Source organism: Bacillus sp. NTK034 (assembly GCF_017303275.1).
In the GTDB taxonomy this organism is placed as follows: Bacteria; Bacillota; Bacilli; order Bacillales; family Cytobacillaceae; genus Cytobacillus.
Genome location: NZ_JAFKOJ010000011.1, coordinates 57,240 through 70,416 on the forward strand (window position 1 = coordinate 57,240; position 13,177 = coordinate 70,416).

At 42.0% G+C, this 13,177-nt stretch carries 11 protein-coding genes and 2 other annotated features; of the genes, 5 read left to right on the forward strand and 6 right to left on the reverse strand.

The features are described from left to right. Positions 1 to 25: 25 nt before the first annotated feature. From JI665_RS24080 to JI665_RS24100, 5 genes are all read left to right on the forward strand, one after another. Positions 26 to 952: a nucleoside hydrolase gene (locus JI665_RS24080; protein WP_206845017.1), complete on the forward strand. Its 927-nt coding sequence runs from the start codon at positions 26 to 28 to the stop codon at positions 950 to 952. 290 nt (positions 953 to 1,242) lie between these two features. After that, entirely contained in the window at positions 1,243 to 3,402 is a 2,160-nt protein-coding gene (locus JI665_RS24085) for a YhgE/Pip domain-containing protein (RefSeq protein ID WP_206845019.1), read from the forward strand. Between the two features lie 67 nt (positions 3,403 to 3,469). Continuing rightward, positions 3,470 to 3,703, forward strand: a binding site (T-box leader). Between the two features lie 41 nt (positions 3,704 to 3,744). Continuing rightward, positions 3,745 to 3,976 (forward strand) — a binding site (T-box leader). A gap of 52 nt (positions 3,977 to 4,028) precedes the next feature. Then, entirely contained in the window at positions 4,029 to 5,228 is a 1,200-nt protein-coding gene (gene thrS, locus JI665_RS24090; protein ID WP_206845021.1) for a threonine--tRNA ligase, read from the forward strand. 209 nt (positions 5,229 to 5,437) lie between these two features. Continuing rightward, positions 5,438 to 5,797, forward strand: coding sequence for a cyclic-phosphate processing receiver domain-containing protein (locus tag JI665_RS24095; RefSeq protein WP_206845022.1), 360 nt, complete (start codon positions 5,438 to 5,440; stop codon positions 5,795 to 5,797). A 242-nt stretch (positions 5,798 to 6,039) separates the two neighbouring features. After that, a complete protein-coding gene (locus JI665_RS24100; protein ID WP_206845023.1) occupies positions 6,040 to 6,519 on the forward strand; it encodes a hypothetical protein in 480 nt (159 codons plus the stop codon). Positions 6,520 to 6,572: 53 nt separating this feature from the next. On the opposite strand, the gene JI665_RS24105 is transcribed toward JI665_RS24100, so the two are convergent. The 6 genes from JI665_RS24105 to bla all read right to left on the reverse strand — a co-directional run bounded on the left by JI665_RS24105 (position 6,573) and on the right by bla (position 13,116). Next, positions 6,573 to 7,745: a M20 family metallopeptidase gene (locus JI665_RS24105; RefSeq protein ID WP_414635283.1), complete on the reverse strand. Its 1,173-nt coding sequence runs from the start codon at positions 7,743 to 7,745 to the stop codon at positions 6,573 to 6,575. Positions 7,746 to 7,751: 6 nt separating this feature from the next. Further along, a complete protein-coding gene (locus tag JI665_RS24110; protein WP_206845025.1) occupies positions 7,752 to 9,014 on the reverse strand; it encodes a Zn-dependent hydrolase in 1,263 nt (420 codons plus the stop codon). A gap of 18 nt (positions 9,015 to 9,032) precedes the next feature. Beyond that, entirely contained in the window at positions 9,033 to 10,241 is a 1,209-nt protein-coding gene (locus tag JI665_RS24115) for a hypothetical protein (RefSeq protein ID WP_206845027.1), read from the reverse strand. A gap of 255 nt (positions 10,242 to 10,496) precedes the next feature. Next, positions 10,497 to 11,015 carry a GNAT family N-acetyltransferase gene (locus JI665_RS24120; RefSeq protein WP_206845029.1) on the reverse strand — a complete coding sequence of 173 codons (519 nt, stop codon included), beginning with the start codon at positions 11,013 to 11,015 and terminating at the stop codon, positions 10,497 to 10,499. A gap of 121 nt (positions 11,016 to 11,136) precedes the next feature. Continuing rightward, the gene (locus JI665_RS24125) at positions 11,137 to 11,967 is read right to left on the reverse strand and encodes a glycerophosphodiester phosphodiesterase (RefSeq protein ID WP_206845032.1); all 831 of its coding nucleotides are present in this window, start codon (positions 11,965 to 11,967) and stop codon (positions 11,137 to 11,139) included. A gap of 216 nt (positions 11,968 to 12,183) precedes the next feature. Next, on the reverse strand, positions 12,184 to 13,116 hold the full coding sequence (gene bla, locus JI665_RS24130; RefSeq protein WP_206845035.1) for a class A beta-lactamase: 933 nt from the start codon (positions 13,114 to 13,116) through the stop codon (positions 12,184 to 12,186). Positions 13,117 to 13,177 lie beyond the last annotated feature (61 nt).

Consider the following 13,177-nt stretch of genomic DNA (forward strand, 5'->3'; position numbering starts at 1 on the left):
ATATTTAGTATTGGGGGAATAGAAAATGAAAAACATCATTTTGTTTGCTGACCCAGGGATTGATGATTCCATTGCCATCATATATGCCCTTCTTAATCCAAGCATAAATGTGCTAGCTATCGTATCGAGTTATGGGAACGTTACAAAAGAACAGGCAACAGATAACATCGCCTATTTGCTCAAACTGGCCGGCAGACCGGATATCCCTATTATCGGAGGAGCTAATAGCCCTTCATCAGGGGAAATTCCCAGGTTCTATCCTGAAATTCATGGAGAGGAGGGATTGGGCCCTATACGGCCTCCAGAGGATGCAAAAGGGGAACTGACCAATTTCTCGGAGCTCTACACCATTATAAGGGAGAACCAGGACGTAACTATAGTAGATGTGGGGAGAAATACCTCATTAGCTGCACTATTTATATTAGGGGAAAATATTTCAGACAACATTAAAGAATTTTTTATAATGGGTGGGGCTTTTCTGGTTCCTGGTAATGTAACACCCTCAGCAGAAGCCAATTTTTATGGTGACCCTATCTCTTCTCAGCTAGTATTGGCAAATTTAGATAACATCTATGTAGTTCCGCTTAACGTCACGAACAAAGCTATCATCACAATGGAGCATATTAAAATGATTCAGGAAATGACTGACAATCCAGTGATTCAAATTATGGATGAAGTGATGGAATATTATATAGAAGCCTATAAAAAACTTATTCCTGGAATTAACGGTGCTCCATTACATGATGTTGTAACTCTCTTCCTCATGGTCAACCCGGAAATGGGACGTTCTATTAGAAGAGATGTGAAAATACTAACAGCGGATGAAGGAAGAGGTACTTCCATTGCTGATTTCAGAGTCAGTTCCAAGCCTTCTGAAAAGAATAAAAATATTTTTCTGGATTTTAATTATCAGGGATTTATTGAAGATTTTATAAAAGTAATGAGTTCTTAAGCAGGGAAGCTGGATCATTTAACTTTCTGAATGAGCACCAAAAATCGGACTTGTTCGCTCGCAGCTCCCCCCTGTCTGAAGGAGCGCCAAGTCCGGACTCGTTCGCTCAGGTTTCTTCTCCTCTTGTCCGAATGAGCCTGCTCCTTTAGCCCCTAATTGAATTTCCCTCCCCCTTCTGTTTTTACCCGGTTTTTTTAAAGGTATAAAATTGTTGTTAACAGCGGTCCTGAATATATTTAATGGATTATTCACAAAATCTATAGGAAGACAAGCAGATTGGACTGAACAGCATGTGGAAAATTTACAAAATGGATATTAGAAGTATTTTTACTAATTGGGTTGCGGCAGTATTAATCGGAGGCTTGACGTTACTGCCTTCTTTATATGCCTGGTTTAACATCGAGGCTTCATGGGATCCCTATAGTCAAACGGATCAGCTTCCAGTAGGAATCGTGAATGAAGATGCCGGAGCAGTGGTTCGTGATAAGGAAATACATATTGGAGATGACATCGTCAAGGAATTAAAGAAGAACGATGATATGGACTGGCACTTTGATAACCGTAAAGACGCGATGGATAAGGTGGAATACGGCGACTATTTTGCTGTCATTGTGATTCCGGATAATTTCTCCCAGAAGCTGGGAACCGTCATTGAAGACCAGCCCGAAAAAGCGAAAATCGAGTATTATGTGAATGAAAAAGTCAATGCCATTGCACCTAAAATCACAGAAAAAGGTGCAGGCGGGATAGTCGATACGGTTACAAGCAATTTCATCTCAACCGTTAACGGCACTATTTTTGAGAAGTTTAATGAATTGGGTCTGGAGATTGAAAAAGACCTTCCGGATATAAAGCGGTTCGAAGAGTATGTTTTTCAAATGGAGGAAAAGCTTCCTGAAATCCATTCCTTATTAAGCAGCTCCCTGTCAGATGCAGAAAATGCCCAAAAAATGATTGATAAGGCACAAGCACTCGTTCCTGATGCCAAACGCGCAACAGGAAACGGTCTGCAGACCATTAAGGAAACGATGAAATTTATAAATGAGGCTGAGAATCGCCTGAATGCAATGGAGCCCCAGATTCAGGAGAATCTGGAGAAGGTCCAGAATATGGCGGTAAAGGTGAACGATTTTATCTCCTCGGTTCAATCCTCTGATTTGAACCTGGACCAGGGAAAGGAAATAGGCAATGAAATCAATGAGCAGATAGCGGGTTCGCTTCAGAATATCGAGACTATCGAAACAGCGCTAAAGCAGCTGCAGGAATCCAATAAAGAACAAGGCACAAGCCAAAATCAGGAACAAATCAATCAGGCTCTGGAACAAATAGCCTTATTAAAACAGGAACTGCAGACTATCCAGGAAAACGGACAAAAGGTCAATGCCTTTCTTTCAGACAAGCAGCAGGAAGCGAATGATTTAATCACCCGGCTTCAGGAAAATTCAGCTGCAACTGCAGGCAGGATCGACACATTTGTTAAAGAATATAATGAAAACATCCGGCCAGCCATCAAACAGGAAGTGGCCAGCGCCAAGGAAACATTGAGTAATGCCCGGAATATCCTGACTGAAATACAATCCGCCATGCCTGAGATCGAAAAAATCCTTGCGAATACAGAGGGGAACTTAGGTGAAGGAGAAAAAACGCTTAAGCACATTATCGGAGAGTTTCCATATGTAAGCGAAAAGATTAATCAATTAGCCGATCGGATTCGGGACATCCAGGGCCAGACAGACATCAACGAGATCATTGAGCTGCTGCAAAATGATCCCGAAGCAGAGAAGGGTTTCTTCGAGGAACCTGTTCAGCTCAATAAAAACAGCCTATTCCCAATCCAAAATTACGGAACAGGAATGACTCCCTTTTATACCGTACTTGCGATATGGGTAGGTGCCCTTCTATTAATTTCCCTTTTGGCTACAGATGTTCATCAGCCTGAAGAATTTACGGGAAAACAAATCTATCTCGGCAAACTGCTGACCTTCCTAAGCATTGGATTTGCACAGACCCTCGTAGTGACAATAGGGAATATCTTAATTCTCGGAGTGGATGCAGCTGAACCAGTATGGTTTATCCTGTTTGGACTGATAAGCAGTTTAGTGTTTATATTAATTGTTTATACATTAGTATCTGTATTTGGCGATGTAGGAAAAGCCATGGCGATTGTCTTGCTGGTGCTTCAGATTGCGGGTGCTGGCGGAACCTATCCGACCGCCTTGCTTCCTGAATTTTTCCAAACCATCCACCCCTTCCTGCCCTTCTCTTATGCCATTGATTTAATGAGAGAAGCTGTTGGAGGCATTGTTTGGGAAAGAGTTTACAGAGACCTTCTGGTCCTGACGCTATTCGGTTTCATTGCACTATTAATTGGAACCTTCCTGAAAGAGCCATTAAGCAGAAAAACAAAAGCGCTGATTAAAAAATCAAAGGAATCGGGGTTGTTTCATTAGAGTCTAAAAGTTTTATTAACCCTCTTGACCTTTTCCAAAATGTGTAATAAAATCAGTAAAAATATTAATATGAGCTATGATAAGGATACGAATCTTTCTTTGTTTTCTTTCCAGAGATCAGGGCCATTTGGCTGTAAGCCCTGAAGAAAAGGGAATGATTTACCACCTTTGAGCTATTATGGGGAAATGATCTATTTCAGAGTATCCATAATCGGGGAACCCGTTATCTTTATGAGCATAAAGCAGTCTTTCAATAGCTTTATGGAATTAGGGTGGAACCACGGCCGCACTCGTCCCTTTTGCTGGGATGAGTGCGGCTTTTTATTTTAATTAAAACTATAAGTTTAAGCGTTGAAAAGGACATGAATCATTCTTTATCTTCTTTCCAGAGATCAGGGCCACCGGCTGAAAGCCTTGAAGAAAAGGGAGTGATTTACCGCCTTGGAGCTATTATGGGGAAATGATCATTTCAGAGTATCCATAATCGGGGAATCCGTTATCTTTTTGAGCATAAAGCAGCTTTTCGATTGCTTTATGGAATTAGGGTGGCACCACGACCACACTCGTCCCTATGTTTGGGAGGAGTGTGGTCTTTTTTTATAACTAAAAATCAGGAGGAATTGAAAATGGAAGCAGAAAAAATAAATCATAGAAAGTTAGGTCAAGAACTGGAGCTTTTCACATCCATGGAGGAAGCCCCAGGAATGCCTTTTTTCCTGCCAAATGGAATGGTGATGCGAAATGAACTTGAAGGTTACTGGAGACGAAAGCACCAGCTTGCAGGCTATCAGGAAATTAAGACACCGATTATGATGAAACAGGAACTTTGGGAACAATCCGGCCATTGGGATCATTATCATGAAAATATGTATTTCTCAAATGTGGATGAACAAAATTATGCGATAAAGCCCATGAACTGCCCCGGTACGATATTGGTTTTCAATAGCAAACGGAGAAGCTACAGAGAATTGCCTCTCCGCTATGCGGAGCTCGGATTAGTCCACAGACACGAACTCTCAGGTTCTTTAAATGGACTGTTAAGAGTCCGGTCGTTCACTCAAGATGACGCCCATTTATTTGTGAGGGCTGATCAAATTGAAGCAGAGATTGATAAAATACTTGTCCTAATTGACGAGTTCTACTCCCACTTTGGTTTTGACTATAAAGTTGAACTTTCAACACGCCCGGAGGAATACATGGGATCAAAGGAAATGTGGGAACGTGCTGAAGGGGCTTTAGAAACTGTTTTAAAAAACAAAGGGGTTAACTATCAGATTAATCCTGGTGATGGGGCGTTTTACGGGCCGAAAATTGACTTTCATATATTGGATTCACTCGGAAGAAGCTGGCAATGCGGTACTGTCCAGCTGGATTTTCAAATGCCGCAAAAGTTTAATTGTGCTTATGTTGCCGAAGATAACAAACTTCACCTTCCCATTATGATTCATAGGGCCATCTTTGGTTCAGTTGAGCGATTCATGGCCATTCTAATTGAACATTTTGCTGGCGATTTCCCACTGTGGCTGTCACCTGTTCAAGCAAAAATCATTCCCATTTCAGATGCCCATGCAGAATATGCAGACTATGTAAAATCACAATTTGAATCAGCTGGTATCCGTTCTGAAGTCGACTTCAGAACAGAGAAAATGGGACTCAAGATCAGAGAAGCCGAAAAACAGAAAGTTCCCTGCATGCTGGTGATTGGTGATAAGGAAATGGAGCAGCAATCCCTTTCGCTGAGAAAACGTAAAGAGGGAAATATCGGTGTGATGAGCATACCGGAAGTAATCGAACGATTCAATAATGAAATAAACGCCGGCAGATAGACCTTTCAAGCTCAGAAGGATTTTATTCCTTTTGGGCTTTCCTTGTACATCACCTTTTTTATAGCCTGTAAACATAATGGGTGCACCCACTTCCAATTATCCCCTTTAAGGTACCTTTGCTTACATATGTATGTTACAATTAAAGTTGAACTAAATCCTTAGGGTCAACTTGACTTTTCTTAGTCACCCCTTCGAAAGGGGGATGAAAATTGGAGAAAATAAGCGTATTCCTGGATGATTATCGGAAAGCGCCTGAAGGTCATGTATTAGTTGAGACCATTGATGAGTGCATCCATTTGCTTCAGACCTTTGAAATTGACCACTTGTCTTTAGACCATGATTTAGTAAGCAAATCGAGAAATGGTCTGATGCTTGTTCATATTATGGTTCAAAAACAGCTATTTGCAGATCGCATAACTGTACACTCTGCCAATTCAGCAGGCGGAAAAGCCATGTACCATTATTTAAAACAAGCACAGCACGATTTTGAAATGCCCACTGACATTAAAGTACTCTTAAGACCACTGCCCCTAAATTCCATTCCGCCGAATTACCTGCACAAATATTAGAGTTCCATCGACTAACACTTATTCCCACCACTTGGTCACAGTCAATTTTTATATCGATGGGGAGCAGAGTTTATTAACTGCTTCCTTTTTTTATATTTTCCTGTTTAACCAGCTGCGTGAAAGTAAAACCGCCTGGCATTGAAAGCGGATTTTTGAGTTTCCATTATTTTTTCAGATCCCTCCTTTACTATTGAATAAAGACGATTATTCTAACCAATTCTAAGACAATGGAGGGGAATAAGATGGAGCAGCCAGATTTCGCTTTAACTCAAGGCTGGTGGTATCCTGCCATTCTTGGTTTGGTTCTAATTTCGATTGTGATTTTCATGTCAAAGAAAAGAATATGCTGGAAGGAAATATACATAATCTTTGGTCTAATCGGTTATATCGTATGGATGGTTGATATCACAATAGCTGTTCCATTAGATCTTTTTGACATCGGTGACCCGCAAAAAGAAGGACTGCCTGAGCTTTTACTTTTTGGTATCATCCCCTCTTGTTTATCAGTCATCTATTTGAACTTTTACAAAAACGAAAGCAAATGGTTCTGGGTTATTTTATTTGTCATCTTATCTCTCATCCTGGAGTGGCTCACCGTTAAGGTAGGATTAATGAAACGCTGGAATACTTGGTGGTCAACCCCTGTACACTTCATTGCTTATGCCTTTTTCCTGCCGTGGCTTTTAAAATTTATAAAAAGTTCTGAAACTTATCAAAAATAAATCCGCTCCTCCAAATACGAGGAACGGATTTTTCTTTAAGATCAGCTTTACTCTTATTCGTTCAAGTATGCCCAGGCATATTGTGCATATAGCTCTGCACCTGTCGATAAGGCGTCTTCGTCAATATTGAATTTGCCATGGTGGTGAGCCCACTCTGTGTCTTTTTCAGGATTGCCGCTGCCAATGAGGGCGAAGCTGCCAGGTGCTTTGTCCAGGAAGAAACTGAAATCTTCAGCCCCCATTGTGGGCTTTTCATTAAATAGAACATTTTCTCCAAAAGCTTCAGATGCAACTTTTTGTACTAATTGTGTACTGTATTCATCATTGATTACCGCTTGCGACCCCCGGACGTACTCCACCTCAGCTTTTGCACCGTAGATAGCTGCCGTGTTTTCAGCATAGTGCTGAAGCTGCTTTTCTATATAGTCCCTTGTTTCAGGATTGAAACAGCGGACTGTTCCCTCAATAACGGCATTTTCAGCGATGATGTTGAACCTTGTGCCGACCACCATTTTTCCGATGGTGAGGACGGAAGGATGCTGGGCATCAATGGTTCTGGACACAACACTCTGCACATTCATGACAAAGGAAGATGCCACTATAGCGGCATCAATGCAATCATGCGGCATCGCCCCATGCCCGCCTTTCCCTTTGAATGTCACCTTGAATATATCAGCTGATGCGAAGGATGGCCCGGGTGTACAGGAGACTTTATGTGTCGGCATTTGCGACCAGATGTGGATGCCAAAGACATTGTCCACGCCTTCCATCGCTCCCTGTTCCACCATCATCTTTGCCCCTTCCGCTACCTCTTCAGCTGGCTGGAACAAAAGCCGGACAGTTCCCGGCAATTCTTCTTTTATCTCATTTAATGCCTTGGCGGCAATCAGCAGCATGGCGGTATGGGCATCATGCCCGCATGCATGCATTTTGCCATTTTCCAGAGATGCATAAGGAAGATTCTTATTCAATTCCTCCACCTGCAGCGCATCCATGTCTCCCCTTAAAGCTACCGTCTTTCCAGGCTTCACGCCTGCTATTTCAGCAATGACACCAGTTGGTTCCGTTCTTTTAAAGGGGATGTCCAGACCATTAAGATACTCACATATAAATTGCGTGGTTTTGTATTCCTCCCATGACACCTCTGGTTCACGATGCAATTTTCTGCGCAATTCCGTTAATTCATCACTATATGCCCCAATCAATTCTTTTAGACCGTTATGAATCATTGCTTATTCCGCCTCCGTTAGCTCTATTGCTGCCTCAAACAGGATTTGGACAGCTTCGGCAATATGCCGGGAATCAGACCATTCTTCCGGACAATGGCTCAAACCGTTTTTACTTGGAATAAACAGCATCCCAGTACTTGTGTAATCAGCGAAAACCATTGCATCGTGCCCGGCGCCGCTATTCATGGGGCATGAAGTGAAACCAAGTTCACTGCTTTTCTCCTTTAACAGGGTGACAATCTCTTTATTCATCTCTTTTGGCTGAATATATAAAAGCTGTTCGACAGTTATTTTTACTCCGCTATCACAATAGGAATCTGCTAATTCTTTCACTTTTTGAACGACATTCTGGACATGTTCCTCCTTGCCGGAGCGAATATCTACTGAAAAGACCGTTTGATCCGGAATCACATTGGCTCCGTTTGGATATACCTTCAATTGCCCGGTTGTCACTACGGTCCCTTCTCCTTCAGCCGCAGCCAGCCCGGGAAATTGAGTTATCATCCCGGCAGCCGCAACCAGCGCGTCAGACCGCCTGTCCATTGGAGTGGTCCCTGCGTGACCGGCCTGCCCTTTTACGGTTACTTCCAATTGCGTTAAGCCGACAATCGCTTCGACTACCCCGATTGGGATATTCTTTTCTTCTAATATAGGGCCCTGTTCAATGTGCAATTCCAGATAAGCCTTTACTGACTCCTGGCTTCTTGCTTTCGGAAGAGAAGGATCTAGCCCGATTTTCTCCATGGCTTCAACGGTCGTAATGCCACCTTTATCCTTCAAAGATTTGAAGTCTTCCTCACTCAGCAAACCGGCCATTCCGCGTGACCCCATTAAGCCGCCGCCGAATCTGGAGCCTTCCTCTTCGATAAGGGCTATAACCTCCAACGGATATTTTGGCGTTAATCCAATCTCAGTGAAAAGTGCAGCCACTTCAAGACCTGCTACAACTCCTGCAGGTCCATCATAGGATCCCCCATTCGGGACTGAATCAAAGTGAGAGCCGATCAGAACACTTGGTGCATCTTTTAGGGACCCCTCAAGCTTACCAAAGATATTGCCCAATCCATCTTCCCGGACAGTCAAGCCCGCTTTCTCCATTTCCGCCTTAATATACTGCCGTGCAAGCAGATCCTCCTGGCTATACGTCAGCCTGGTTGTTCCTCTGCCTGGAGTCGCTGTAAAAGTGCTTAAGGTGTCAATATGATTTTCGATCCGCGCCTGTACTTTTTCCAGATTCACATTTTTCCCAGTTTGAACTTCACTCATTTCGATCCAATCCTTTTCTTATAATAGTCCGACAAAAATTCCGGCCAATACCACCGACACAATGGTAACGGTGATGAATCCCCCGACAAGCATAGGCGGCAGCATATTGCTCGTCAGCATTTCCCTCTCTTTTTCATCTTCCGTTAAAGATTTAATTACTTCGTTCGTAATAATATAGTCAGCCGGGAAACCATATAGTGCTGTCAGCGAAACAGCGAAGGCCATTTCCTTGCTCACCTTTAAAATTTTCCCTGCGATGAATGAGAAGATATACATTCCCATTACGCCTAGAATAATGCTTCCTGCAAGAGGATAAATAATCTCAAGCATCATCCCTGGTGTAGCCTGCTTTAACCCGTCAAAAATAAAGAGCATCAGGGCCATGATCGCAAAGCCAAAGCCGTTTGCTTTCTGCAGTACCTGCTTTTCAAGGAAGCCAATACTTGTAGCAATAACCCCGAACAATAGGCAAAGGACAAATGGACTGACACTGGCAACTGGAGCAAGCAGTGTCGATGTCAGATAAGCAAGGTAGGATACAACAGCCAATCTTAAAAATTTGAAGAAATCTGTATTATATTTCTCCGGCATATTTTTAAAAAGCTTAAGCTCAGGTTTTGGAGCTGCCTCTGCTGCTGCTGCCGTTTCTTCAGCTGCCATGCCCTGTGCCTTAAAAGCAAGCTTTCCGCTTCGGTACTGCTGTAAAAGCCGCTTTCCTTCTTTTTTCAGGACAACGGAAGTAAGCGGATATCCCGCAAATCCCTGCATAACATAAATCACGATCGCAAAGACCGATAAAGAAGCAAGGCCCGCCTCTTTCGCTCCTTCCGACATGATCAGGGCAGATACCACACCGCCAACTAAAGGAGGGATGGCTACAACTACTGTCTTAAAACCAAAAATAAATGTTCCGATTCCTAATAACACTGCGATAATTCCCAAAATCCCTGATAAAGCAATCACAATCGTCTTCCACTGATTTTTCAATTCCTGAATCGATAGCAATGTTCCCATATTGGTAATCAATAAGTACATCATCATCGTAGCCACAACCGGCGGAACCCCTGCCAATGCTACGATATCCTGAGGAAAGAATGTCCAATAACCTGCAAGGAACAGTACGGCACAGACGAAAATGGATGGCACCCACGCCTTTGTGCGAACCGCAACCAGATCTCCAATAAATAAAATAAGTAATAGAATAACCAAAGCTAATAACTGTGACATAATTCCCATCCCCTTCTCTAAGATGAATACCTATTCATTCGTGTTGCGAATAATATATATATTGTTAGAATAATAATACAATTATACTTTTCAGTCAATTTAAATTATTGAAAATTTTTTGTAAGCGATGTCATTCCAATTTTGTATGACGCTTGTTTTTTTATTTAGTTTGGTAAAATAATATTATTATTTTAAAAATCTAATAGAACAAGAGAGTAAATAAAAACCCGTCAATATGACGGGTTTCCTGGATTACTATTTAATTAATACATCCCTAATGTTATTCCATTCATATATAAGAAGATTCAATTCAGCACCTGCAATAGTAATCTTTTTTGCTTTATTTAATTCTGCACCATAATACTCATAGAAATAGCGGGTTTTATTGTCTTCTAATACCTCCACAAAAATCCTATTGAAGCCAAGTTCTTCAAATTGCAGAAAAACCTTCCTTAAGAGCCTCTTGCCAACTCCCTTACCCTGATATTCCTCTAGGAGATAAATCGCAGTTAAATCACCAGACTCGGGAATATGATTACTATCTCTCTTGCCGCAATCAGCAAATCCGATGATTTCACCATCGCTATTTTCTGCGACAAACACATAATTTCCCTCTTTTATAATATTCTCATTCCATAATTCCATACGCCTGTCATAGGATAGCTTCTCCAAAAATGCATCAGGAATAATATTTCTATAGGTTGATCTCCAGCTATCAACATGTACTTTCGCAATACCCTTTGAATCATCTAAAACGGCTTTTCTTATGTTCATTATCTTCACCTCTGAAAAAGGATAACGTTTATATTCCATAGAAATACAAATAATCCCTCTCCTTATTCAGCAAATAAATTCCAGATAAAAAAAGGAGCGGCAGCTGCTCCTTTTCCTGATATTAGTTTCTAGGATCAACATAATCCGGATAATCAGTAATGATGGCGTCAACTTCCATTTCGAACAGGAAGTCGGCGGTTTCCTGGCTGCGCACTGTCCATGACCCAATTTGCATGCCAAGAGAGTGAACCTGATTTACTAATTCTTCGGTGACAATTCCATAGCTTGGATTGAACCAATCTGCGTAAGCTGAAAATTCCTGTAAAGCTTCCGCTGTAGTATCGGCACGGTTAGAGGTCAATACACCAATGGGGACTTTAGGAAGAAGCTGATCCATTGTTTTCATAGAGTCGAAGTTAAAAGACTGGATAATGATTTTTTCATTTTGCGGCTTATCAAGATTTCGTTCTTTTAATGCATCTGCCACTTGTTCTTCAATGCCGGGATAAAGCTCTGGAGCCTTCAATTCTATTAATATTCCAACCTTACCATGGTAGCGATCCAGAATCTCTTCAAATGTCGGGATCGGTTCCCCCGCAAATTGTTCCCCTTTCCAGCTGCCGGCATCAAGACTTCTTAAATAGTCAAACGTTAAATCCCCCACTTTTCCTGTTCCATCTGTTGTACGATCCACAGTTGTATCGTGGATTACCACTAATTCACCATCTTTGCTTCTTTGAACATCAATTTCGATATAATCGGCTTTCATATTAACGGCCAGATCAAAGCCGGCTACCGTATTCTCCGGTGCATACCCTGTGGCACCGCGGTGCGCTATATTATCCACTTGTTTCCTTTCCCCTGTTGCCGGTCCTGCTGCGAACGCCTGGCTGATTGGGCTGAATAGCAGTGAAAAAGCCAACCCTGCACCGATTATTAATTTTTTGTTCATGCTCTCCATCTCCTATCTAAAATATGTATTCAACCATATTCTAGAAAAGGAATGTTTAAGGGGTGTGTGATTATTTTTATGGCTAAATAAAGATCATGTTAACAAAAACCAGCCTTTATTCTTATGTTTTTTTACAAAACGGCTATTTGAAACTGAATAAAAATACCCTATCATATTTTTCGGCGGGGGGGGGAATCTTCCCAGCTGGTAAATGTTTTAATCCAAAGCCTTTATTGTCATCTCCGCTGCCTCTGCAATCAGAGCGTTATCATATTCGGCATCTTTTGAATCCCGGCTGGACAGGATCGTCATGATAATCGGCTCTCTGTTCGGCGGCCACACAATCGCAATGTCATTACGTGTTCCGAAGCCTGCTGCACCGCTCTTATCAGCTACCTCCCAGCCGCTTGGCACACCAGCACGGATTAATGGATCCCCAGTAACGTTACCCCTCATCCAATCGGTTAAAATGTTCCGCTTTTCTTCAGTCAGAAAATCGCCAATTAAAACTTTCTGAAGGCTTGCTGCAAGTGCTTCAGGTGTACTTGTATCCCGGATGTCCCCTGGCTCTGCCTCATTCAGATCCGTCTCGAAGCGCTCAGGCTTTGTGACAGTATCTCCCATTTCCTTTAAAGCTGCTTCGAATCCTTCAGGCCCTCCTAATTCCTCTAAAATTAAGTTGCCTGCTGTATTGTCACTATAGCGGATTGCTGCTTCACAGAGTTCCCTTAAAGTCATGCCAGTCTTTACATGCTTTTCTGTAACCGGAGAATATGTAACCAGGTCATCACTTGTGTATGTAATGATTTCATCCATTTCCTCCAGTGATTTTTTCTCCAGCAATATTGCAGCTGCTATCGGCTTGAATGTAGATGCGTAAGCAAACCTTTCATCAGACCTGTAAGTAATTGTCTTTTTCGTTCCTGTGTCATATGCATACACGCCAAGCCGTGCGTCATACTCCTTCTCCAGCTGTTTAAATTTTTGGTTTGTATTTACAGAAGCTTTTTTGGAGTTTTCTGCCGCACTGGCATCTGATTGATAATTGCCATTTGCACAGCCAGTCAGGGCAAGAAGCAGAACCAAACTGACCAGCCGGACTGCTTTTAACCTATTCTTACTAAAAATAGAATGATATTGTTTCCTCATGTTTATTACCTCTCTCCATAATAATTTTAAGATTTTTACTTTTAAACAACATATATAGACT

Bases quoted from the DNA above. Each gene is read 5' to 3' on its own strand.
- JI665_RS24125 (WP_206845032.1), bottom strand. From the start codon at position 11,967: ATGAACAAAAAATTAATAATCGGTGCAGGGTTGGCTTTTTCACTGCTA.
- JI665_RS24115 (WP_206845027.1), bottom strand. From the start codon at position 10,241: ATGTCACAGTTATTAGCTTTGGTTATTCTATTACTTATTTTATTTATT.
- JI665_RS24085 (WP_206845019.1), top strand. From the start codon at position 1,243: ATGTGGAAAATTTACAAAATGGATATTAGAAGTATTTTTACTAATTGG.
- JI665_RS24100 (WP_206845023.1), top strand. From the start codon at position 6,040: ATGGAGCAGCCAGATTTCGCTTTAACTCAAGGCTGGTGGTATCCTGCC.
- thrS (WP_206845021.1), top strand. From the start codon at position 4,029: ATGGAAGCAGAAAAAATAAATCATAGAAAGTTAGGTCAAGAACTGGAG.
- JI665_RS24120 (WP_206845029.1), bottom strand. From the start codon at position 11,015: ATGAACATAAGAAAAGCCGTTTTAGATGATTCAAAGGGTATTGCGAAA.
- bla (WP_206845035.1), bottom strand. From the start codon at position 13,116: ATGAGGAAACAATATCATTCTATTTTTAGTAAGAATAGGTTAAAAGCA.
- JI665_RS24110 (WP_206845025.1), bottom strand. From the start codon at position 9,014: ATGAGTGAAGTTCAAACTGGGAAAAATGTGAATCTGGAAAAAGTACAG.
- JI665_RS24080 (WP_206845017.1), top strand. From the start codon at position 26: ATGAAAAACATCATTTTGTTTGCTGACCCAGGGATTGATGATTCCATT.